The organism is Aquabacterium soli (genome assembly GCF_003933735.1).
Lineage (GTDB): Bacteria > Pseudomonadota > Gammaproteobacteria > Burkholderiales > Burkholderiaceae_C > Aquabacterium > Aquabacterium soli.
The window spans coordinates 45,649-68,179 of sequence record NZ_RSED01000009.1 but is presented as its reverse complement, the minus strand read 5'-3'; the positions used below and the strand labels follow the sequence as shown (position 1 = coordinate 68,179).

Here is a 22,531-nt window from a genome sequence, read left to right as displayed (position 1 = left end):
CGCTGGGCTCGGCTTACTTCTGCCAGCCGGTCTTCTTCTGGAAGGGCGCGGTCTGCAGGTTGGCGGGGTAGACGATCTGGCCTTTGCCACCCTGCTGGAACTGCAGGAACATGGCCGGCGTCAGCTTGTTCTGCACACCGTCGAAGGCCACGGGGCCGTTGATGGTGTCGAAAGTGGTGCTGGCGATCGTGGCGCGCAGCTTGTCCTTGTCCAGGCCGGCCTTGGCCACGGCCTGCTCCAGGATCTCGCAGGACACCCAGGCCAGAGACACGTCCAGGTAATCAGGGGCTTCGCCGTACTTGGCCGAGTAGGCCTCGAAGAAGGGCATGGCCTTGGGCCAGGCCTTCTGGTGCGGCGACCAGTGGCCCAGCGTGACGATGTTGTCCAGGTTGGCGCCGAACATCTTCGAGAAGAAGGCGGTCGACGGGCCGATGGCCACGAACTGGAACGGCGCCACGATGTTCTGCTCACGCGCCTGCTTGAGGTACAGGATCGAATCCTGCGGGTAGGACAGCGCGATCACGGCATCGGGCGCGGCACGCTTGATGGCCGACAGGTTGCCGGTCATGTCCTTGATGCCCGGGGCGTATTCCTGGTTGTAGACGATCTTGATGCCTTCCTTCTCGGCGGCGGGCACCAGGAAACGCTTGATCTCCTGCGGGAAGGGCAGCTGGATGGTGCTGATGGCGGCCGTCTTCACGCCCTGCGCCTTCATCATCCTGGCCAGTTCGGCGCCCAGCACGTCAGGGATGGCCGAGGTCGGGAACCAGATGTTCTTGGCCTTGATGGAGCGGATCTGCAGCGAGGCCGCCGAGCTGCCCACCATCGGGAACTTGTAGCGCTCGAGCACGCCCACCACCGCGAAGTGCGCGGGCGAGCCCCAGGGCGACAGCAGCAGGTCGACCTTGTCGCTGGTGATCAGCTTCTCGTAGATGGCCGCGGCCTTGCCCGGGTCGGACTGGTCGTCGTAGACCACCAGCTGCACAGGGCGCTTGGTGCCGGCCACGTTCAGGCCACCGGCCGCGTTCACACGGTCGGCCCACAGCTGGTAGGCGTTGAGCTGGCCCACACCGGCCGGGGCGAAATCGCCCGTCTTGGCCATGCTCATGCCGATGCGCACGGGCTCGACCGCCCCCGCGTGAGGCGCGGCCATCGTGGCCGCGATCGCCACACTGGCGGCGCCGAAGAACTGGGAAAGCTTGTTCATTGGGAATCCTGTCGTGGGGTGGGAGAGGGGTATCGGAGATGGGGACTCGGCTCAGCGCTGGGGTGCCACCGTGCCGGTGGGTTCGCTGTTGGCGGCCTTGAAGACCTGGCCGGCGATGTACGGGTCGCTCATGGCCGAACGGATCACGCGCGAACGCACCTCGTCGGGCAGGTAGGTGACCTCGCCGTAGAGGATCGACCAGCGCTGGCAGTGCTCGATCAGCGGGCGCTGGGCGGCCTCCCAGGCTTCGAGCGCGGCGGGCACATCGCGCACGTCCTGCGCCTGCTCCAGCGCCACGGCCAGCGCCAGGCCGTTCTGCATGGCCATGCCGCCACCCTGGCCCAGGTTGGGCGGCTGGGCGTGCGCCGCATCACCGACGATGGCGGTGCGGCCGGCCGACCACTGGCGCGCACGCGTCACGCTGTAGACGCCCCAGCTGGCCGGGCCCCCGATGCGGTCGATCAGGTGGGCCCACTGCGGGAAGGACTCGGTCCACAAGGCCTTGTCGATGGGGATGCCGCGCGCGGCTTCGTCATCGTTCGGGCAGGTCAGCGCCAGGTAGATCTGCGTGGCATTGACGGGCGTGATCAGGAAGCGGCGCATGCCGTTCCAGTTCTCGATGTACTTGCCCTGGTCCTCAGGGGCAAAGTCACCAGGGCGGGCCTCGATCATGGTGCGCAGAGCGCCTTCGCGGGTCTGCTCGTGCACCAGCTCCAGGCCCAGGCTCTGGCGCACGCGCGACCACACGCCATCCACGCCCACAGCCAGGTCGGCGCGCACGGTGCTGCCATTGGACAGGATCAGCTCGCCGCGAGCAGTGGCGCCAATCGTTTCGGTGTTGGTGACGACCTTGACGCCAAAGCGATCGCATGACGACTTCAGCGAGCTCAGCAGCCGGCTGCGCAGCACCGTCAGCAGGCGCTTGTCGGCGCCAATGGGGGCCGACTCGATGATGTTGTTGGCGTTGTCGCGCTGCTCGAAGTGGGTGCCATGGAACGCGCCTTCGGTGGCTTCTTCATACGCACCCAGTGATTCGAGCACGCGCAGGCCGTTCTCCCAGATGTAGATGCCCGAGCCCGCCGCCCGCAGTTCGGGCTGGCGTTCGTAGACGGTCACGTCCCAGCCCCGCTGGCCCAGGGCCGCCGCGGTGGCCAGGCCGCCGATGCCGCCGCCAGAGATGATTGCGCTTCTTGTCATGGTGAGGTTCTCCAGGCCGGCCCCACAACGAGGCAGCCAACAGGATCAGGAAGGTGAACGGGCGTCAGGCGCCCCGGGGGATCAGGCCGCGTCTGACAGGGCCACGTCGCCGCGGGCGGTGAGGTCGATGGGCGCATCGCGCCGCACGTACCACTCGCTGCCCAGGCCATCGGGATCGACCAGGAAGATGGACCGCTTCCAGGGCAGGCTCACCTCGCGGGCGATGCTCACGCCCTGCTGCCGCAGGCCGGCGATGGCCTTGTCCAGCGTGGCTTCGCTGTCGAGCTGGAAACTGGCGTGGTCGTAGCTGGCCGCCTCGGCCGGCACCAGCACCAGGTTGTGCTCGTACTGCGAGGCCTGCGAGCCGCCCAGGTAGACCACGCCCTCGCGGCGCGCCACGACGCGCAGGCCGCCGATGTGCGTGTAGAAGCGCTCCATCTCGGCCATCTTCGCGGTCTTGAGCACGGCGTGCGTGATGCGGCGGGGCTGCAGCGGCGCCGAAGGGTGCGTGCGCAGCACCGGGTCGGTGTCGTAGCGGCCTTCGGTGAAGCCGTCTGTGCTGAGCGGATCCCAGTGGCTGGTGAGCAGCGCCATCGGGCCACTCAGCACGCTGCGCCAGTCCTTCACGGTGTCGCAGTAGAACTCGTTGTAGTGGCCGTCCGGGTCGAACATGTAGACGCTGTGCGCCACCTGGTGGTCCACGGTGATGTCGGTGGGCACGTTGTCGGCCTTCAGGCGGCGGAAGGCCTCGACCAGCTCGGCCTCGTTCTCCAGCTCCCAGGCCAGGTGGTTCAGGCCGGCGTGCAGGCCGATGGTGCCGGGCAGCTGCAGCAGGCCGTCCTTGCCGTAGCGGTCCACGCCGTTGGTCTTCTGGATCATGCCCAGGTCGTGTGGGGTGTGGCCCGTGCCCAGAAAGGTGGCGACCAGATCGGGTTCGGTGAACTCGACCGTCAGGCCGCAGACCTCGCTGTAGAAGCGTTCGGAGGTGGGGATGTCATCGACCCACAGGTTCACGTGGCCCAGTCGACGGGGCACGAAGTAAGGGCTTTGCGTGGTGGCTGTCATGAATTACCTCTGTCATGGACGGCGCAGGCGCCAGGGGTGCAAATCACTTTAATTGTGTATTGTTTAGAAATCAAGTTAGTGCAAACGATGTGCCAGCGCGACCGCGGTGCAGACCACACGTGGAGGCCTGAAATGTTTCGCGATGCGGACAGAGGTGCCGGCCGTGGTGCATCCGCGCACGACAAAAAGGCACGCCCGAAGACATGCCTGGTGCACGGTGAGGATTAGCGGACAGGGCCCGAGGGCGCCCTATAGCTTGACCAGCGTCTCCAGCGCCCGCCCGAGCGTGGCCGCCGACTTGGCGAAGCAGAAGCGGATCACGCCGTGGTCGTCCCCGCCTGGATAGAAGGCGGACACTGGGATGGCGGCCACGCCGTGCTCGCGCGTGAGGCGCTGCACGAAGGCCACGTCGCCTTCGTCGCTGATGGCCCGGTACTTCACGCACTGGAAGTAGGTGCCCTGGCAGGGCAGAAGCTCGAAGCGGGATCCGCCCAGCGCCTGCCGGAAGATGTCGCGCTTGCCTTGGTACAAGGCGCGCAGCTGCTCGTACCAGCCGGGCCTGGCCATGAACTCGGCCAGCGCATGCTGCGAGGGCGTGTGCACCGTGAACACGATGAACTGGTGCGCCTTGCGGAACTCGGCCATCAGCTCACGCGGGGCCAGGCAGTAGGCCACCTTCCAGCCGGTGATGTGGTACGTCTTGCCGAAGCTCGAGATGACGAAGCTGCGCTCGGCCAGGCCGGGGTAGCGCATCACGCTTTCGTGGCGCACGCCGTCGAACACCATGTGCTCGTAGACCTCGTCGCTGACGATGACGATGTCGGTGCCCTCGACCAGGGCCTGCAGCGATTGCAGGTCTTCGGCCGTCCACACCGTGCCGGTGGGGTTGTGCGGCGTGTTGAAGATGATCATGCGGGTGCGCGGGCCGATCAGCCGGCGCACTTCATCCCAATCAGGGCGGTAGTCAGGCTGCCTGAGCGTGGACACCACCGGCGTGCCGCCGTTGAGCCGGATGGCCGGGCCATAGCTGTCGTACACCGGCGCGAACACGATGACCTCATCGCCTGGGCGCACGAGGGCGGCCACGGCCGTGAAGATGGCCTGCGTGGCACCGGCGGTGACCGTGACCTCGGTGTCCGGGCTGTAGGTGGCGCCATAGAGCGCCTGCACCTTGGCCGCGATGGCCTCGCGCAGCGCGGGCACGCCCGCCATGGGCGGGTACTGGTTGTGGCCGGCGCGGGTGTGCTTGTCCAGCAACGACAGCAACTCGGCCGGCGCGTCGAAATCCGGGAAGCCCTGCGACAGGTTGATCGCCCCGTGCTGCTGGGCCAGGGCCGACATCACGGTGAAGATGGTGGTGCCGACTTCGGGCAGGCGGGAGTCGATGGTCAGGGGCTTGCTGCGCATGGCGCAAGGATACCGGGCCACACCACTGCGGCCCGCCCGCTCCGGCCCTGGGGTGTATCCAGACGTTCAGGGCTTGCGCGTCGGGATCAAAGATTAGGTGGCATTTTCTCGCTCACCGCCACCAGACCTGCCAGCGCCTCGCTGATCGACTGTGAATCTGCGGGACGCACCAGGCGCGCCACCTCCTGCCCATCGGACAGGAAGACCAGCGTGGGCCACAGCTTCACCTTGAATGAGCGCCCCAGGGGACGGCCCGGCCCATCCTCGACCTTGAGGTGGCGGATGGCGGGGTGTTGCTCGAACGCGGTGATGATCAAGGGCTGCGCGGCCTGGCAGATGCCGCACCAGTTGGTACCGAACTCGATCACCAGAGGGCCCTGGGTGCTGTCCACGTCGTCCCGTGTCGGTGCATCGGGCGTGTAGTTCTTGCTGGTGGCGCTCATGCTGGTCTCCTCATGTTCTGGGTGCCGCCACAGCATAGCTGCCCTACAAAGGCGCGGCCACGAAGGGGTCGTCACCTTGTGTCAGCGTGCCGGCAGGCATGCCGGTTGCCCCTGCATGGTGCACAGCGCGGCATGTTGCCAGCGCAAGTTGAACAAGGAGACCATCATGGCCCTGCACTCGCACACACCTCATACCACCAAGCCCGGCGATGCCCATGTGCATTCGCACGACCCAGCCACCGGCGCGCCTGATTTCCATCCCGTCGGGACCGGCGTCGGTGCTGCGACGGGCGGCGTACTGGCCGGCGCGGCGGCTGGTGCAGTCACCGGTGGCCCAGTTGGCGCCGTCGTCGGTGCGGCCGTGGGCGCCTTCGCGGGTGGCTTGGCCGGCAAGGCCGTTGCACACCGCATCGATTCGGACCTTGAAGACAACTTCTGGCGCGAGAACCATGCCGCGCAGCCCTATGCCGGTCCAGGCACCACCTATGAAGATTACAGCCCTGCCTATCGTTATGGCGTGAGCACCTTCGAGACCTACCGGGGCCGCCCGTTCGACGATGTGGACACCGAGCTGGGCCGTGACTGGGGGCAATACAGAGGTCGCTCCAGCCTGGAGTGGGAACAGGCCCGGCATGCCACCCGTGCATCCTGGGAGCGTCTGAACCGGCAGTACCCGGAGGACACGGCTGATCGCAGCTGACCATCGGCCATCAGGGCGTGGCGGCGAGTGCCTCCAGCACGGCAGCGCAGTCACCGCCGAATTTGGCGGTGAGCAACGCATCAGCCCGCGTCACGCCCTGGTTGATTGCCAGCACCGGTTTGCCCTGCTGGTGCGCCAGCAGGGCAAACCGGTACCCCGAATACACCATCAGTGAAGAGCCGATCACCAGCAGTCCTTTGGCTTCTTCCATGCAAGCCAAGGCGTGCGTGACCCGCTCCCGTGGCACGTTGTCACCGTAAAAGACCACATCCGGCTTGAGCACCCCATCCCCACAAGCGGGACAGGCGGGCACTTGAAACCCCTCGTAGGCCACATCTTCCAGGTGTGCATCGCCATCGGGCGCGGTACGGGTGGCCTGCGCCAGGTCAGTATCGAAGCCTGGGTTCCTGGCCTCCAGCCATGCCTGCATCTCCTCACGCGCGTGCAACGCACCGCACCCCAGGCATCGGACCTGCCGCAGGCCACCATGCAGTTCGATCACCGCCTGGCTGCCAGCCGCCTGGTGCAGGCCATCGACGTTCTGCGTGATCAAGGTGTGCACATGGCCCTGGCGCTCCAGCACGGCCAAGGCGTGATGCCCCGCATTGGGCAGGGCCTGCGCAAAGCGCGGCCAGCCGACAAAGCTGCGCGCCCAATAACGGCGGCGCACACTGGCCTCACGCAGAAAAGCTTGATGCTGGATGGGCGCAGGGTGTTGCCACTGCCCCGCTGCGTCACGGTAGGCCGGGATGCCGCTGGCCGTGCTCATGCCGGCGCCTGTCAGCACCACGAAGGGGCCAGCGTGCAAGGCTTGGCGAAGCAAAGCCTGGTCGTGGGATTCGGTCATGGCGCAGATGCCCGGGATGCCATGGCTCACTCCTCGGCTGGCGTCATCAAGGCATCGAGCCGGGTCTTCATGGCCTGGCGCAGGCAGTCCTTGTCGCGCGCGCACTGGTTGCGCGTGGCTACCCACTGCGTCTGATCCCGACGAGCGTCGTTGAGGCAAGCGGCATCGCCCTCGCATGCCTGGACAGCGGCGCGCCAGGCCTGTGACAGGCTGAGATCGTAAGACGATAGGCGAGGGGAAGCGCAGATGGCCTTTTCTGCCGGCAAGCGCGCCTGACCACAGGCAAAGCTGGGGCGGGCGGGCTGATCAGATGCGCGTGGTTCAAGCACCAGCAAGGTGTCGCCATACCAGGGCATCAACAGTTGGTTTGGCGTCGCCAGCGCCACCCAGGTGCGTTCAGGGTCCCCGGCGGCTTTGTCGGTTGGCGCGGTTTTCAGCGATGGTCCGAACTGGCCGACGGTGCATGCTGTCCAGGCCACCTTGACTTCGCGCGTGCCCGACACCTGCAGTCCGAATGCCTGCGCGGCATCCTTCCCGGGCAGGGCGGACCACAGGGTCCGCGTCAGCAGCGTGTTCAACACCTGCGGGCGAGGCACAAGCACCGGTTGGTCGCAATGCGACGCTTCGGGCAGGTCCGAATCGATCCGACGAACGTCGATGTCCACCATGCGCCCCACCAGCCTGGGATCATTGACCTGGTACAGGAGGCGGTCGGCGCGATCCTCATGAACCAGGACCTGCCGCACTTGCCACTGGCCTGCATAAGGGGAGGCCGGTGGCGCCGCACGCGCAGCGGTCATCACCAACGATGCACACACCCCGACAAGGACAGTCAGGCTCGCGCCCATCCAGGCCATGGCCCTGAACGCGCTCAGCCCGCCAGCTGCGCACGCATCGCGTCGATCACCGCCTTGTAGTCAGGCTGCCCGAAGATGGCACTGCCCGCCACGAAGGTGTCGGCACCCGCATCGGCCACACGGCGGATGTTGTCCACCTTGATGCCGCCGTCCACCTCCAGGCGGATGTCGCGGCCCGATGCATCGATGATCTTGCGCACCTGCTCGGCCTTGCGCAGCGTGCTGTCGATGAAGCTCTGCCCGCCAAAGCCCGGGTTCACGCTCATCAGCAGCACCACGTCCACCTTGTCGATCACCCACTCCAGCACATCCACCGGCGTGGCGGGGTTGAACACCAGGCCGGCCTGGATGCCCTCGGCCTTGATCAGCTGCAGCGTGCGGTCCACGTGGGTGGAGGCATCCGGGTGGAAGGTGACGATGTCGGCGCCCGACTTGGCGAAGGCCGTGGCCAGCGCATCGACCGGCTGCACCATCAGGTGCACGTCGATGGGCACCCGTGTGCCATCGGCCTTGACCGAGTGCTTGCGCAGCGCCTGGCACACCATCGGCCCGAAGGTGAGGTTGGGCACGTAATGGTTGTCCATCACGTCGAAGTGGATCCAGTCGGCGCCGGCGTCGATGACGTGGCGGACCTCTTCACCCAGGCGGGCGAAATCGGCGGACAGGATGCTGGGGGCGATGCGGTAGGTGGCCATGACGGGGGGTTGGGATCAGTGGGCGGGTCGCCCATTGTAGAAAAATACGGTCCGCCGCAGCAGCCGCACCTGCTACCCGGCCGGACAGCCCCATGGTGCCATGGGGTATTGTTCAGCACACTTCACGGATGCCTGCCTAGAATCCCCCCCATGAGCCAGCCCCAATTCACCTGCTCGGTGGTCCCCAACTACCTCGAAGAGCACAGCGACCCGACCCGGCATGAGTACGCCTGGTCCTACACCGTCACCATCGCCAACACGGGCGATGTGCCGGCACAGCTGGTGGGGCGCCACTGGGTGATCACCGATGCCACCGGCCATGTCGAAGAAGTGCGCGGCCTGGCCGTGATCGGCCAGCAGCCCCTGCTGCAGCCGGGCGAGCAGTTCGAATACACCAGCTGGACACGCCTGAACACGCCTCAGGGCACCATGCAGGGCACCTATTTCTGCATGTCCGATGACGCCCGCTGGTTCGAGTCGCCCATCCCGGCCTTCGTGCTGTCGCGTGCGCAGTCGCTGCACTGAGCGGCCGGTCCACACTTCATGGCATTGCGACTGTTCTCACGCCCCCGCCCTCCCGTCAGCATCGACCCCCTGCTGGAGAACGCGCCGCACCAGGGCTCCGCGGCCGAACGCCACCTGTGGCTGATCGAGGTGCTGCGCTGGGTCCGCCAGGGCGAGCCCGTGTCGGGCATGCAGTACGTGGTGCGCCACGTGGGCGACCACCCCAAGGCCCGGCGCCGCGTGGTGGCCCTGCTGGCCGCCTGCCTGCGTGATCTGCACTTCAGCAGCCTGCTGGCCGACCACGGCTTCGCGCCCCGCGCAGCCTTCATGAGCGAGTTCGGTGAGCGCCTGCGCCGCCGCCTGCTGCCGTCCAGCCCGGACACGCGCGAGCTGTCCACCCTGTTCGGCCTGCTGTTCGACCTGGACCGCGACCCGGCCTGGATCGCCCAGCTGGACGACGCCACCATGGAGCGCCTGGGCGATCTGTTCAGCCAGGCCTGGCGCTACGCCGAAGACAGCCCGCTGGGCTGGCGCCAGCCCTTCATGGAGGCGCTGAGCATCCTGGCCAGCCAGGTGCGGGCCGCCGGGGTGTCGCCAGAGTTGCGCCTGCGCATGGGGGACGGCCCCAGCCGCGAGGTGACCCAGACTTTCGTGCAACTGGCGCGCGCCGCTGAGGACCTGCACGACCTGCTGGAAGACGTTGCCGAAGCCGAACTGCCGCAGCGCGCCGAGCACGCGGACGACGTGATCCCGTCCACCAGCGATTTCTCCGCACCGCTGCCGCCCGTCGTGCCCGACGAGAAGCGCCGCGCGGCCGTGCTGCAGCAGGCCCAGTACCTGCGCGGCCTGCTGGACCACTGCATGCAGCTGGCCGTGAACGTGCACAACCACCTCGAGGCCTATGGCGTGTCGGTGGACGTGGTGTTCCACATCGACCAGTTGCGCGCCCGGGGCCGCCGCATCGAGCACGTGCTCGATTGCCTGCTGGCGCCCCAGCCGCACCGCGAGATGCGCGCCCTGGTGCTGGGGCTGATCCAGGACAGCGCCGAGCGCCGCAGCCTGCGTGCGCTGTTCACGCAGCACTACTCGCTGCTGGCCCGCCTGGTGGCCGAGCGCAATGCCGAAACCGGCGAGCACTACATCACGCGCACACGCGCCGCCTACTTCGACATGCTGCGACGTGCGGCGGGTGGCGGCATCGTGATGGCCGCCACCGTGTTCATCAAGTTCTTCCTGCTGGCCATCATCGGTTCGGCCTTCTGGGGCGGGTTCGCGGCCGGCATCAACTACGCCACGAGTTTCGTGGTGATCTACCTGCTGCACTGGCGGGTGGCCACCAAGCAGCCCGCGATGACGGCCCCGGCCATGGCGGCCAAGCTGGGCGAAGCCCACACCGACGAGGGGGCGGCCGCATTCGTGGACGAGGTGGCTCACCTGATCCGCTCTCAGATGGCCGGCATCATCGGCAACCTGATGCTGGTGTTCCCCGTGGTGCTGGCCATCCAGGGGCTGGCCTGGTGGGCGCTGGGCCACCCGCTGCTGGGCGAAGAGAAGGCCCACCACGTGCTCGAGACCCTCACGCTGTGGGGCCCCTCGGTGTTCTTTGCAGCCTTCACCGGCATCCTGCTGTTCACCTCCAGCATCTTCGCGGGCTGGTTCGAGAACTGGTTCGTCTGGCACCGCATCGACAGTGCCCTGCAATGGCACCCGCGCATGCGGGCGCTGTTCGGCGCGAACCGGGCAGCACGTTGGGCCCAATGGTGGCGCCGCAACGTGTCCGGACTGGCGGCCAATGTGTCGCTGGGCCTGATGCTGGGCCTGGTGCCCCCGATCCTGGCCTTCTTCGGCCTGCCCATCGAGGTGCGCCACGTGACGCTGTCCACCGGGCAGATCGCGGCCGCGCTGGGCACCCTGGGCCTGCCCACCCTGCACGATCCGCTGTTCTGGTGGTGCATGGCGGCCATCCCGCTGACCGGCCTGTTCAACGTGGCGGTGAGCTTCGCGCTGGCCTTGCGCGTGGCCCTGCGCTCGCGCGGCGTGCGCGTGAAAGACCGCTCGCGCCTGTGGCGGGCCATGGGCCGGCGCTTCCTGCGCCACCCGTTCAGCTTCGTGCTGCCGCCGAGCAAGCGCAAGGAAGCCCGTGAAGCGGCCGAGCGTGCCCAGGCCCTGGTGCAGCTGGAGGGCGCCGAGGCGCCTGCCGGGGCCTCGAAGGGGGAAGCTCCCCGCCGTTGAACCGGCCGGGCTACGAGGGCGTGTCGCCGCCCTCGCCTGGCGAGCCAGGTGGGGTGGGCGGGGGTGGCGAGGCCACCTGCGCCGGCGGCTCACCCTTGCGGCGGCCCGAGAACATTGTCCACCACACGAAGAACACCAACAGCGCCAGCGCCGCCAGCGCTTCCAGCAGAATCAGCCACATGATCGGTCGTCGTCTCCGCAGCAATCACCCGCACCGCCCGGTGCGGGCCTCTCTGGCCCTCATCATCGCAGCATTCCTGGCCGCCTGCGGCCAGTTGCCCACCCACCATCCCGCCACGCCCATCCCGCCGGCACAGCCGCCAGTGCCCGGCCTGCACAAGCCATCCGCATCCCCTGAAACCCAGGCCGACGGCAGCCTGGCCTGGGACCGGGCGCGGGCACGCTGGGTGGCCACCGACTGGCCCGAGCTGCCCGGCTGGACACAAGACCGCGTGGGCGAGGCCTGGAGCGCCCTGTGGCGCAGCTGCCAACGCGCCACGGGCGACTGGCTGCCCGTGTGCACCCGCGCCCGCACCTTGGGGGCGAACTGGGGCCGCGAAGCCGGCGACGAGACCGTGCGCCAATGGCTGGAAACCAACCTGCGCCCCTGGCGGGTGCAGGGCCACGAAGGCCAGACGACGGGCCTGCTGACCGGGTATTTCGAACCCCAGGTGGATGCGATGCGCGCGCCGTTCGGGGCGTTCCAGACGCCGCTGTTCCGCGCACCGGCCGACTTGGTCACACGCAAGCCCTACTACACCCGCGCCGAGCTGGACACCCTGCCCGAGGCCCGTGCGGCGCTGGCAGGACGCGAGCTGGTCTATGTGGCCGACCCGCTGGACGCCCTGATGATCCAGGTGCAGGGCTCGACCCGCATCCGCGTGCTGGACGAGCTGACGCCCGAGGGCCAGCCCAGGCAGATCCGCCTGGCCTTTGCCGGCCACAACAACCAGCCCTACCAGTCGGTGGCGCGCTGGCTGGTGGACCAGGGAGCGTTTCCGCTGGAGCAGGCCTCATGGGGCGCCATCCGAGGCTGGGCGGGCTTGAACCCGCAGCGGGTGCCTGAGATGCTGCGCGCCAACCCGCGCGTGGTGTTCTTCCGTGAAGAGCCCTTGACCCGGCCCGACGAGGGGCCCCTGGGCGCCCAGGCCGTGCCGCTCACGCCGGGCCGCTCCATCGCGGTGGACCGCGATGCGGTGCCCTACGGGACGCCGGTGTGGCTGGACAGCACCGAGCCGCAGGCCTGGAGCGCCAATCAGCCTGCACCGAAGCCGCTGCAGCGGCTGGTGGTGGCGCAGGACACGGGCGGTGCCATCGTGGGGCCGGTGCGGGCCGACTATTTCTGGGGCTGGGGGGATGAGGCCATGACGCAGGCGGGGCGGACCAAGCAGCCGCTGCGGGTGTGGGCCTTGTGGCCGCGGGACACGGCCAGCACGCCGAGTGATCCGGCTCGGATCCTGGGGGATGTGGGGTCGGGTGCTTCTTCTGTGAAGTGAACCCGCTGCTTGCGGTGAGTTGATCGTTTTGGCGTGAGAGCGCAAGGCGGGGGCTGGGTCGATGGCTGGCCGGGCTTCAATGTTGGCGGTCCCGCCTTCGGCGTGACTGCTCTGCGGTGCTCGTCCAGGACAGGTGGCTGCGCAACTCGCCCTTTCAGGGCTCAAACATGCTCGCCATCCCCTGGCCTGCGGCCAGGGGCAAACCTGCCCTTCCCTGCGCGCCTCCGACGCCAACAAGGCGCCCAGCCAGCCACCGCCCCAGCCCCTTTTCGCCTTGCTCAAGCATGCATAGGCCCCCCGCATGCGGACAGATAGGCGTTCGCGCCGGCCTCGGCACGCAGCAACCTGCGCATGCCACCAGCGGGGCATCAAGGGCTGAGTGGGCCTGCGGCCGGGCGCCTTGTTGGCGCTGAGCAGCGCAGTGGCGAGGTGGGCATGTGCGCAGCACATGCTTCGTGAACTGACTGGCCGCAGTTGTTTGAGCGCAAGGCCCGCAGGGACTGGAGCGAGTTCTGCGGCCCCACCTCGCCGCGAGCAGCACAAGGCAGTCACGCCGAAGGCGTGACCGACAACAATGAAGCCCGGCCGCAGGCCCACTCAGACCCCGCCCCGCGCTGTCACGAAAAGCGCCAACAAGAGCGCAGGCAAAGAAAACCTACCCACCCACCTTCAGATTCACCCCCGTGAACAAGGCAGCATCGTTCTTCTTGCGACCCTCCGCCGCATTCCCGTCATAGTTGTTGACCAACCCTACAGACAGCGACAAGGCCTTCGTCATCGCCACATTGAGCGACGCATTGAACCGCAGCAGCCGCGACTTCGCGCCCGTGAGCCCCGGATACGCCTCCAGACGCTGCTTGAACGTCACGTTGTCCGTCAGCTCATGCGAGGACTCCTCTGCCAGCAACAAGCCCACGCTGGTGAAATGCCGCCCGGTCTGGTCGTCGATGGTGGTGGCCACCTTCCAGCGCGAGTCGGTGTAGCTCAGACCCGCGGACACATCGAAGGTGTGCTTGGGGCCCTTGATCACGTGGTAACCCAGACCGGCCGCCACCAGCGTGCGCAGCGACAGATCGGTCACGCGGTCATGCTCGAAGCCCAGCCGCGAGAAGCCGAACCAGTCGGCATTGAGGTCATGGTCGTACTGCCCGGTGAGGTCCCAGCGCGCCGCACTGGTCTCGCGGTCACCGGCGTCGTTGCGGGTGCGACCTTCGTTCACGTGGCCCACCACCGAGGTCTTGTCATCGGGCCGCTTGAGGTTGAGGTCCAGGTTGAGCAACAGCGTCGTGCTGTCGGTATTGCCGGAGGTGGCCGCAGCCGAGAGACCCACCTGGCCCCGCCATCGTGGGTCGGTGTCCGGCGGCGCGGTGTCATCGGCGTGGGCGACTGAACAGGCTGCTGCCATGCCTGCCATGGCCATCGCGGGCCACCAGGTACGAGCGTTCAACAGAATGCGCCGCCGTCGCGAGGCGAGGGCGGGCGAAGGAATGGGCATGCCATGGGCCATGTGTTCGGGCTCCTTTGTCGGGTTCAAGTCAACAAGGGGCCTGGCGGCCATGGCGCGGACCTCGCGCGGTCCCCGGACCACGCAAGTCCCGTCTCAGTACGTTTTATACGGCAGGAATTTTCCGGACATGGTGATGCTGACCCGGTCGCCAGCAGGGTTGGGCTCGCGCTGCAGGTCCATCTTGAAATCGATGGCGCTCATGATGCCGTCGCCGAATTCTTCGTGGATCAGGGCCTTGAAGGTGGTGCCGTACACGCTGACCAGCTCATAGAAGCGGTAGATCAGCGGGTCGGTGGGCACGCTGGTGCGCAGCGAGCCCTTGTAGGGCACTTCCTGCAGCCACAGCCTGGCCTCGTCGGGCAGCTCGAACACCTCGGCGATCACGCCGGCCTGCTCGGGGCTCAAGGTCATCTGGCCCAGGCAGGCGGCGGTCACCCACTCTTTGCTCAGGCCCACCTTGGTGGCCACGTCAGCCCACTTCAGGCCCTTGCGGACCTTGGTTTCGATGATGAGGTCTGTCACGTCTTCGCGGTTCATGTTGGCTCCTGTTTCAAAAAAGGGGGCGTCGTCAGATCAAAGTTGCCGTTCCGAGGCGTTGATCGGAACATCGTTGATGGACGCCTCGCGGCGGGCCATCAGGCCGCGCTCGTCGAAGGTCCAGTTCTCGTTGCCGTAGGCCCGCCACCACTGGCCCTGGTCATCGTGGTATTCGTACTCGAAGCACACGGCGATGCGGTTGCCGCTGAAGGCGAACAGGCGCTTCTTGAGCTTGTACTCGTGCTCCCTGGCCCACTTGCGCGTCAGGAAGGCCTTGATGGCCTCGCGGCCCGTGAAGAACTCGCTGCGGTTGCGCCACCACGAATCCTCGGTGTAGGCCAGGGCGCAGCGCTCCGGGTCCTTGCTGTTCCAGGCGTCCTCGGCCATCTGCACCTTCAGGCGCGCGGTCTCTTCGGTGAAGGGGGGCAATGGCGGGCGGGCCAGTCGAGTCTCGTCCATGGGGTGTTCTTCCTCAGCGTGGTGGGGGATGGTCTGGTGCCACGGGCCCTCAGGCGGCCAGCAGGCCCGGGTGCACCTCGGGCGGCTGCGCCGGCGCGCGGCCATGGCTCAGGTCCTTGGCGCGGTCCACCAGGAAATCGACCAGGTGGTTGCGCAGGGGGTAGTACAGCGGGTCGTGGTGCAGGCCGGCGCGTGTGCGGCTGCGGGGCAGGGTGTTGACGACGATCTCGGCGATGCGGGCGCGCGGGCCGTTGCTCATCAGCAGGATCTTGTCGGCCAGCAGGATGGCCTCGTCCACGTCGTGCGTGATCATGAAGACGGTCTGCTGCGTTTGGGCACAGATGCGCAGCAGCTCGTCCTGGATGGTGCCGCGCGTGAGTGCGTCCAGCGCGCCGAAGGGCTCGTCGAGCAGCAGCATCTTGGGCTCGATGGCAAAGGCGCGCGCAATGCCCACGCGCTGCTTCATGCCGCCCGACAGCTGCGAGGGCTTCTTGTCGATGGCCTGGCCCAGGCCCACCAGCTGCACATAGCGTTCGACCTGCTCGCGCACCTGCTGGCGCGACCAGCCGGGCCACTTGGAGCGCACCGCGAAGGCGATGTTCTGCCGCACCGTGAGCCAGGGCATCAGGGCATGGCCCTGGAACACCACACCGCGCTCCAGGCCCGGTGCGCTCACCTCGCGACCATCCATGAAGACATGGCCTTCGCTGGCGTGCTCCAGGCCGGCCAGGGCGTTGAGGATGGTGGTCTTGCCGCAACCGGAGTGTCCGATGATGCAGACGAACTCGCCACGCCGGATCTGGAAGTTGACGTGCTCGAACACGGATTCGTCCGCGCCGGGGTAGCGCTTGCCCAGCGCCTCGACCTGCAGGTAAGGGCGCGCGTCAAGGGCCTTCACCGCCTCATTCGACATGGCTTTATTCGACATAGGTCACCGCCTTCTGGAGCCGGGCGAACATCGCGTCCAGCAGCATGCCGACCACCCCGATCACCAGGATGGCGAAGATCACGTTGGGCAGCGACAGGTTGTTCCACTCGTTCCACACGAAGTAGCCCACGCCGGTGCCGCCGACCAGCATCTCGGCCGCCACGATCACCAGCCAGGCGATGCCCATGCTGATGCGCATGCCCGTGAGGATGGTGGGCGCCGCGGCAGGCAGGATCACCTCGAAGGCCTTGCGCCAGGGCGACACCTCCAGCGTGCGGGCCACGTTGAGCCAGTCGCGGCGCACGCCCGCCACGCCAAAGGCGGTGTTGATCAGCATGGGCCAGACCGAGCAGATGAAGATCACGAAGATGCCGGATATGGCCGAATCCTTGATGGTGTAGAGCGCCAGCGGCATCCAGGCCAGCGGCGAGATGGGCTTGAGCACCTGGATGAACGGATCGAGCGCGCGGTAGACCAGCGGCGACATGCCGATCAGGAAGCCCAGCGGGATGGCCACCAGCGCGGCGATCAGGTAGCCCAGTGCCACCCGGCCCAGCGAGTAGCCCAGTTGCAGGCCGATGCCTTTGTCGTTGGGGCCGTTGTCGTAGAAGGGCGATGACAGATGCCCGGCCACCGTGCGCCCCATCTGCGCCAGGGTGGGGAAGCCCGAGGCGTCCTCGCCACCACCGGCCGCACCGGGGTCCTTGCCCATCAGCTTCAGGTACTCGATCTGCTCGGGCGTGAGGCTGGCCACGGGCGCGCTCTTGGGCATGGTGGCCAGGTGCCACACGCCCAGGATCACACCCAGGATCAGCAGGGACAGCAAGGCCGCCTTGAAGCGTTCGCCTTGCCACCAGAGGGCTGCTTGTCGCATGGTGCCGGACTCGTGGGTTGGGAAGGATCAGGTCCGCTTGATCGCGAAGCTGGCGATGTAGGGCTCGGGCCTGGACGGATCGAAGGCCTTGCCCATCACCTTGAAGCCGGGGTAGGCGCCTTCGGGCACGGCCTCGCCCAGGGCCTTCATCTGCTTTTTGGCGTCCGTCAGCAGGAACACCTTCTCGGCCAGTTGCCTGTAGTTCACATCACCCTTCACATAGCCCCAGCGCTTCATCTGCGTGAGCATCCACACCGCCATCGACTGCCAGGGAATGGGGTTGAAATCGGCGCGGTCGGGCACGTTGCGCACATTGCCCAGGCCGTCGGCAAAGCGGCCGGTGAGCACCTGGGTCAGCACGGCCTCGGGCTGGTTGAGGTACTGCGCGGGTGCGATCACCTTGGCGATCAGCTCGCGGTTCTTGGCCTGGCGGGCCATGGCCGAGGCGGTGAGCACGGCGCGGTACAGCGCCGCGAAGGTGTTGGGGTTCTGCGCGATGAACTCGCCGCTGGTGCCGAAGGCGCAGCAGGGGTGGCCGTCCCAGATCTCCTTGGTCAACAGGTGGATGAAGCCGATCTCTTCATGCACGGCACGCTGGTTGAAGGGATCCGGGCCCAGGTAGCCGTCGATGTTGCCGGCGCGCAAGTTGGCCACCATCTCGGGCGGCGGCACCACGCGGATCTGGATGTCCTTGTCCGGATCCAGGCCGTGCTCGGCTACGTAGTAGCGCAGCAGGAAGTTGTGCATCGAGTACTCGAAGGGCACGGCGAACTTGAAGCCCTTCCAGTCCTTCGGATCGCGCTTGTCCTTGTGCTTGAGCGCCAGCGTGATGGCCTGGCCATTGGTGTTCTGGATGGTGGCCACGTGCATGGGCTTGGCCGTGGAGCCCAGGCCCATGCTGATCGACAGCGGCATCGGCGACAGGAAGTGCGTGGCGTCGTACTCCTTGTTGATCATCTTGTCGCGGATCAGGGCCCAGCCGGCGGTCTTGACCACCTGCACGTCCAGGCCCTGCTTCTTGTAGAAGCCCAGGGGGTGGGCCATGATCAGCGGCGTGGCGCAGGTGATGGGGATGAAGCCGATCTTGAGATCCTTCTTCTCCAGCGGAGCGGCCTCCTGCGCCATGGCCTGCAGGCTGGCGGTGGGCAGCACGCTGGCAATCGCCGCCATGGCCGTGCCCTTGCCGACGGCGCGCAGGAAGCGCCGACGCACGGCGTCCTGCGGGAACAGGGCCTTGACCAGGCTGGCTTCGATGAAGTCGTTGGAGTAGGCCTGAAAATCCTCGGTCTCACTGCGCGCACGCAGGGTGCGCACGGCCTCGCCGTGGTTGGTGGCCTGGGCCGCGTCGTGCTCATCGGGGGCGTGGTGGCCCCCGCAGGCACAGCTCAGGCGCAAGGGGCGGTCGGCATCGTAGGGATCGAAGGCGCTGGACATCGGACATCCTTTTCCCGCCCGAAAGAGGCGGCACAACGATGTCCACTGTAGGAATGCGCGCCGGGCCGCACTATCACGGCTGTCGTGATCCGCGTGTAGTGCTGGCCCTACATGCGGGCGCCAGGGCCCAGCCTAGGCCAGCACCACCACCTGCTGCCTGACCGCGTACAGCGCCAGCTCGACATCGTTGCGCGTGCCGGTCTTGTCGAGGATGCGCGCGCGGTAGGTGGACACGGTGTTGGGCGACAGGTGCAGCTGCTCGGCGATCTGGCCCACGCTGCGGCCCTGCGCCAGCAGGCGAAAGACCTGGTGCTCACGCTGCGACAGGGCCTCGTGTGCGGGGCGGTCGTCGGGCTGAGTGATCGAGCTGGCCAGCACCTCGGCCACGCTGGCGGTGATGTGGCGCGCGCCGCTGGCAGCCTTGCGCAGCGCGGCCACCATCTCGTCGGGGTCGGCGCTCTTGTGCAGGTAGCCGCTGGCGCCCAGGCGCAGCGAGCGCACGGCGAACTGCTTGTCGGGGTAGGTCGAGAGCATCAGCACCGGCAGCCGCGGGAACTCGGCCTTGAGCTGCTTGAGCACGTCCAGCCCATCACGGCCGGGCATGGCGATGTCCAGCATCACCACGTCCAGGCCTGGCCCTTCGCAGGGCTCCAGGAAATCGCGCACCTGCCGCACGGCCTCGGTGCCATCGGCGGCCTCGGCCACCACGCACAGATCGGGCTCATCGGCCAGGATCTGGCGCAGGCCCTGGCGCACGATGTGGTGGTCGTCCACCAGGAGCACCCTGATCATGGCGTGCCTGCGACCGGTGCCGGCTGGCCCTGGTAGAGGGGCATGGTCAGGATCACGGTGGTGCCGCTGCCCAGCTGGCTGTCGATGTGCAGCCAGCCCTTGAAATGGCCGGCACGCTCGCGCATGCCCATCACGCCGTAGGCATCGGTGCTGTCGAAGGCGCTGGGTGGGGCGCCACGGCCGTTGTCCTTCACGAGCAGGGTGATGTCGCTGGGCGTGGCGCTGATGCGGATCTCCACCTGAGAGGCCTGCGCATGGCGGGCCACGTTGCTCAGCAGCTCCTGGAAGATGCGGAACACGGCGATGGCCAGCGGGCCGTCGGGGGCCGTGAGGCCGGGCGCGATGTCCATGGACCACAGGCAGCGCAGCTCGCTGCTGTCGGCGAAATCCTGGGCCTGCCACTCCAGCGTGGCCCACAGGCCCTGGTGGTCCAGGATCGAAGGTCTCAAGTCCGTGATGATGCGTCCCACGTTGTCCACCGCCATGTCGATCAGGCCGCGCATGTCTTGGCACTTGCAGCGCAGGTTGGGCCTGTCGTCCAGGCGTTTCTCGAGCCAGCTCACGTCCATCTTCAGGCCCACCAGCAGGCTGCCGAGCTCGTCGTGGATCTCGCGGGCGATGCGGGTGCGCTCGTCCTCGCGCACGCGGTCGATGTGGGCCTGCAACTCACGCAGCTGGCCCAGGGCCTGGCTCAGGGCCTGGGTGCGGTCGGCCACCCGGCGTTCGAGCAGCTCGTGAGCGGTGCGCAGTTGTTCTTCGTGCAGCTTGCGCTTGGTGATGTCCACGAAGGTGACCACCGCGCCGTGCACCACGCCCTCGTCCAGGATGGGGTAGGACGAATACTCGGCCGCGAAGGCGGTGCGGTCACGCCGCCACAGCACCTCGCTGTCGATGCGGCAGGGCACGCCGGCCCGGAACGCATTGAAGATCGGACACTGCTCGGCCGGGTAGTGCTGCCCATCGGCATGGGTGTGGTGGGCCAGTTCGTGCATGTTGCGGCCCAGTACCTCGTCGGGCGCGTAGCCCAGCATCTCCGCGCCGGCGCGGTTGATGAAGGTGCACAGACCGTCCATGTCCACGCCGAACACGCCCTCGCCGGTCGATTCGAGCAGCAGGTTCAGGCGGTCGCGCCACACCTCGGCCACGCGCTCGGGCGCGACCAGGGGTGGCTTGGAACCACTCAGGGGCTGACCGTTGGTCAGCAGGGCGGATGAAGGCAGGGCACTCATGACAGCGTCGGTTGACGCCGGTCTTGCAAGGCCCGTGCCGGATCATCCGTGCACTGTGCAACGAAAGGTTCTCAGCCCGTGATTCAGGCCGGCAGCAACGCCTGCTTCAGCGCCTGGGCCAGGGCCGTGTGCAACTGCGGCGCCTCGGGCAGGAAGCGCCCCATGTTGATGAAGTCGTGCACCGTGCCCGGATAGACCGTGAGCTGCACGGGCACGCCAGCCTTCTCGAGCGCCTGGGCGTACAGGCGGCCGTCATCGGCCAGCGGGTCGCACTCGGCCAGGCCGATCCAGGCCGGGGCCACGCCCGTGTGGCTGGGGGCGATCAGGGGCTGGCGGTGCCAGGCCTCTTTCAAGTCGCCACCGGTGGACTGGGCCTCGAACCAGTTCATCAGGCCCTGGTCCAGCATCAGGCCGGCCGAGGCATAGGTCTTGAACGACTGGGTGGCCACGCCGACCTGCACCGAGGGGTAGATCAGGCCCTGCAGTGCCACCGGGATGCCCGCATCACGCGCCAGCAGCGACACGGCGGCCGACAGGGTGCCTCCGGCGCTGTCGCCGGCCACGGCCAGGCGGCTGCCGTTCAGGCCCAGGGTGTGGCCCTGGTTGGCCAGCCATTGCAGGGACGTCCAGGTGTCGTCCAGGCAGACCGGGTACTTGTGCTCCGGCGCCAGGCGGTAGTCGATGGCCACCACGGCCACGCCGCTCTGTGCGGCGATCGAGCGGCACATGGCCTCGCAGGTGTCGATGCCGCCCACGACGAAGCCGCCGCCATGCACGTACAGCAGCACGGGCAGGCCGGCGTCCAGGCTGGGCGCCCACAGGCGGGCCGGGATGGCATGGCCATCGGCCGTGGGGATGGTGAAGTTCTCCACCCGGGGCAGGGCTGCCGGAGGCACCGTGCTCACGCCCACACCCATGCGGTAGGACTGGCGGGCCTGCTCCACCGGCAAGGTGTTCATGGGCGGGAAGCCCGCGCGCTTGACGTTCTCGATGAGTGCGCGGGTGGGCTGGTTCAGGCTGTCCAGGGGCGTGGGCATTGCAATGTGTCTCCAGATGAACTGATTCGTCGATGACTGTAGCGCGTTGGCCGAACGCACGGGCGCCGTCAAGGCAGGCTGACGCGGATCTCCAGCACCGCCTGCTCATCGGCGCTCACGCTCTGGGTGCTGAGCATGCCTCGGCGCTGCACTTCTTCCTGGCGGTTGGTCTGCGCCACGGGCACCCATTCGCCAAGCGGCACGCTGAGCGTGGTCTGCGCCACCAGGCGTGCCGGGGGCGCGCCCTGCGCATCCTGGCCGAAAGGGCGGCCAGGCTGGGCGGGGGACTCGGCCTCCAGCTCGACGGTGACCGGGCCTTTGCCGCCAGACCAGCGGGGCGTGGCGCTCAGGCCCTGGCCGCTGTCCACCCACAGGGTCTGGGCGACCAGGCCGACCTGGGGCTGCACACCCTGCTGTCCGCCACTGCCTCCGCCCTGCGCAGCCCCGCCAGTGCCCAGTTGTGCCACCCATTGCCACTGCGTGATGGGCCGCTGCTCGCGCAGGTCAAGCCGCGCCTTGCGGCCATTGAGCACCAGGATCTGCTGGTGGGTCTGCTGATCGCGCTCGAGTTGGCGGGTGGACAGCTCCACCCCGGCCTGCCCCGACACGCCGCGCCGGCTGTCGATCACCAGGCCACCCTGGCGCACCCCGGCGCGCTCCCGCGTGGCATCAGCCGAGGTCACCACGCGCCAGGACACCAGCAGGTTGCGCGCGGGCAATTGCGCCCACGCCGACTGCAGCCCCAACGCCAGATCGCCCAGCCCCGTGGCCAGGCCGACGGCCAGCACCCCGGCCAGGCCCAATGCCCTGGCAGAGGCTCGGCCAGGCCCGCCGTGCATGATCGTTCTGGTGGACCGGGGGTGGTGTGCGAGGTTCATGGTGTCTCCTGGATGAGGTCGTTGAGCATGAGGGCGGGGCCGGGTTTCCCCCGCCGTCCTAGCGGACGAACTGTGAGGTTTCGCACCCTTTATTTCCGTTGCTTGAAATTCTCACCATCTGAGATGCTCAAGTCATGCTCCCGGCAGGTCGATATCAGTGAACTCTGCCACGTCCTGCGGGGGATCGGTGGAGGTAATGGTTCATC

The 22,531-nt window shown here is 67.7% G+C and carries 23 protein-coding genes; 4 read left to right on the top strand and 19 right to left on the bottom strand.

Annotated elements, in window-relative coordinates:
- Positions 1–13: 13 nt before the first annotated feature.
- The 5 genes from EIP75_RS12935 to EIP75_RS12915 all read right to left on the bottom strand — a co-directional run bounded on the left by EIP75_RS12935 (position 14) and on the right by EIP75_RS12915 (position 5,319).
- Entirely contained in the window at positions 14–1,207 is a 1,194-nt protein-coding gene (locus EIP75_RS12935; RefSeq protein ID WP_125243695.1) for an amino acid ABC transporter substrate-binding protein, read from the bottom strand.
- Between the two features lie 51 nt (positions 1,208–1,258).
- Complete coding sequence (locus tag EIP75_RS12930; protein WP_125243694.1) at positions 1,259–2,404, bottom strand: FAD-dependent oxidoreductase; 1,146 nt, start codon at positions 2,402–2,404, stop codon at positions 1,259–1,261.
- A gap of 81 nt (positions 2,405–2,485) precedes the next feature.
- Positions 2,486–3,469: a VOC family protein gene (locus EIP75_RS12925; protein ID WP_125243693.1), complete on the bottom strand. Its 984-nt coding sequence runs from the start codon at positions 3,467–3,469 to the stop codon at positions 2,486–2,488.
- Positions 3,470–3,718: 249 nt separating this feature from the next.
- Complete coding sequence (locus EIP75_RS12920) at positions 3,719–4,876, bottom strand: pyridoxal phosphate-dependent aminotransferase (protein ID WP_125243692.1); 1,158 nt, start codon at positions 4,874–4,876, stop codon at positions 3,719–3,721.
- Between the two features lie 86 nt (positions 4,877–4,962).
- Positions 4,963–5,319 (bottom strand): thioredoxin family protein, encoded by a 357-nt coding sequence (locus tag EIP75_RS12915; RefSeq protein ID WP_125243691.1) that lies wholly within the window; start codon positions 5,317–5,319, stop codon positions 4,963–4,965.
- A gap of 166 nt (positions 5,320–5,485) precedes the next feature.
- On the opposite strand from EIP75_RS12915, the gene EIP75_RS12910 reads away from it, so the two are divergent.
- Positions 5,486–6,019 carry a hypothetical protein gene (locus EIP75_RS12910; RefSeq protein WP_233584846.1) on the top strand — a complete coding sequence of 178 codons (534 nt, stop codon included), beginning with the start codon at positions 5,486–5,488 and terminating at the stop codon, positions 6,017–6,019.
- 10 nt (positions 6,020–6,029) lie between these two features.
- Here EIP75_RS12910 and EIP75_RS12905 read toward each other — a convergent pair whose 3' ends face one another.
- From EIP75_RS12905 to rpe, 3 genes are all read right to left on the bottom strand, one after another.
- A complete protein-coding gene (locus EIP75_RS12905) occupies positions 6,030–6,866 on the bottom strand; it encodes an NAD-dependent protein deacetylase (RefSeq protein ID WP_125243690.1) in 837 nt (278 codons plus the stop codon).
- A 26-nt stretch (positions 6,867–6,892) separates the two neighbouring features.
- Positions 6,893–7,534, bottom strand: coding sequence for a lysozyme inhibitor LprI family protein (locus EIP75_RS12900; protein ID WP_125243689.1), 642 nt, complete (start codon positions 7,532–7,534; stop codon positions 6,893–6,895).
- Between the two features lie 203 nt (positions 7,535–7,737).
- Complete coding sequence (gene rpe / locus EIP75_RS12895; protein WP_125243688.1) at positions 7,738–8,418, bottom strand: ribulose-phosphate 3-epimerase; 681 nt, start codon at positions 8,416–8,418, stop codon at positions 7,738–7,740.
- 150 nt (positions 8,419–8,568) lie between these two features.
- On the opposite strand from rpe, the gene apaG reads away from it, so the two are divergent.
- Positions 8,569–8,943 carry a Co2+/Mg2+ efflux facilitator ApaG/CorD gene (gene apaG, locus EIP75_RS12890; RefSeq protein WP_125243687.1) on the top strand — a complete coding sequence of 125 codons (375 nt, stop codon included), beginning with the start codon at positions 8,569–8,571 and terminating at the stop codon, positions 8,941–8,943.
- An 18-nt stretch (positions 8,944–8,961) separates the two neighbouring features.
- Complete coding sequence (locus EIP75_RS12885) at positions 8,962–11,154, top strand: site-specific recombinase (protein ID WP_125243686.1); 2,193 nt, start codon at positions 8,962–8,964, stop codon at positions 11,152–11,154.
- A 10-nt stretch (positions 11,155–11,164) separates the two neighbouring features.
- Here EIP75_RS12885 and EIP75_RS24335 read toward each other — a convergent pair whose 3' ends face one another.
- Positions 11,165–11,335, bottom strand: coding sequence for a hypothetical protein (locus EIP75_RS24335; protein ID WP_199758583.1), 171 nt, complete (start codon positions 11,333–11,335; stop codon positions 11,165–11,167).
- Here EIP75_RS24335 and mltA point away from each other — a divergent pair.
- On the top strand, positions 11,334–12,650 hold the full coding sequence (gene mltA / locus EIP75_RS12880) for a murein transglycosylase A (RefSeq protein ID WP_233584845.1): 1,317 nt from the start codon (positions 11,334–11,336) through the stop codon (positions 12,648–12,650). The genes EIP75_RS24335 and mltA overlap by 2 nt on opposite strands.
- Before the next feature lie 655 nt (positions 12,651–13,305).
- On the opposite strand, the gene EIP75_RS12875 is transcribed toward mltA, so the two are convergent.
- The 10 genes from EIP75_RS12875 to EIP75_RS12830 all read right to left on the bottom strand — a co-directional run bounded on the left by EIP75_RS12875 (position 13,306) and on the right by EIP75_RS12830 (position 22,325).
- Positions 13,306–14,097 carry a DUF481 domain-containing protein gene (locus tag EIP75_RS12875; RefSeq protein WP_158622838.1) on the bottom strand — a complete coding sequence of 264 codons (792 nt, stop codon included), beginning with the start codon at positions 14,095–14,097 and terminating at the stop codon, positions 13,306–13,308.
- Positions 14,098–14,250: 153 nt separating this feature from the next.
- Complete coding sequence (gene cynS, locus EIP75_RS12870; protein ID WP_125243684.1) at positions 14,251–14,694, bottom strand: cyanase; 444 nt, start codon at positions 14,692–14,694, stop codon at positions 14,251–14,253.
- A gap of 36 nt (positions 14,695–14,730) precedes the next feature.
- Positions 14,731–15,153: a nuclear transport factor 2 family protein gene (locus EIP75_RS12865; protein WP_125243683.1), complete on the bottom strand. Its 423-nt coding sequence runs from the start codon at positions 15,151–15,153 to the stop codon at positions 14,731–14,733.
- 49 nt (positions 15,154–15,202) lie between these two features.
- The gene (locus EIP75_RS12860) at positions 15,203–16,081 is read right to left on the bottom strand and encodes an ABC transporter ATP-binding protein (RefSeq protein ID WP_233584844.1); all 879 of its coding nucleotides are present in this window, start codon (positions 16,079–16,081) and stop codon (positions 15,203–15,205) included.
- Positions 16,071–16,955 carry a nitrate ABC transporter permease gene (ntrB, locus tag EIP75_RS12855; RefSeq protein WP_125243682.1) on the bottom strand — a complete coding sequence of 295 codons (885 nt, stop codon included), beginning with the start codon at positions 16,953–16,955 and terminating at the stop codon, positions 16,071–16,073. Before ntrB ends, EIP75_RS12860 begins: the two co-directional genes overlap by 11 nt.
- A gap of 27 nt (positions 16,956–16,982) precedes the next feature.
- Positions 16,983–18,389: a CmpA/NrtA family ABC transporter substrate-binding protein gene (locus EIP75_RS12850; protein ID WP_125243681.1), complete on the bottom strand. Its 1,407-nt coding sequence runs from the start codon at positions 18,387–18,389 to the stop codon at positions 16,983–16,985.
- A 132-nt stretch (positions 18,390–18,521) separates the two neighbouring features.
- Entirely contained in the window at positions 18,522–19,181 is a 660-nt protein-coding gene (locus EIP75_RS12845) for a response regulator (RefSeq protein WP_125243680.1), read from the bottom strand.
- A complete protein-coding gene (locus EIP75_RS12840) occupies positions 19,178–20,410 on the bottom strand; it encodes a PAS domain-containing sensor histidine kinase (protein WP_125243679.1) in 1,233 nt (410 codons plus the stop codon). Before EIP75_RS12840 ends, EIP75_RS12845 begins: the two co-directional genes overlap by 4 nt.
- A gap of 83 nt (positions 20,411–20,493) precedes the next feature.
- Positions 20,494–21,447 (bottom strand): alpha/beta hydrolase, encoded by a 954-nt coding sequence (locus EIP75_RS12835; protein WP_125243678.1) that lies wholly within the window; start codon positions 21,445–21,447, stop codon positions 20,494–20,496.
- A gap of 68 nt (positions 21,448–21,515) precedes the next feature.
- Complete coding sequence (locus EIP75_RS12830; RefSeq protein ID WP_125243677.1) at positions 21,516–22,325, bottom strand: hypothetical protein; 810 nt, start codon at positions 22,323–22,325, stop codon at positions 21,516–21,518.
- Positions 22,326–22,531: the final 206 nt, after the last annotated feature.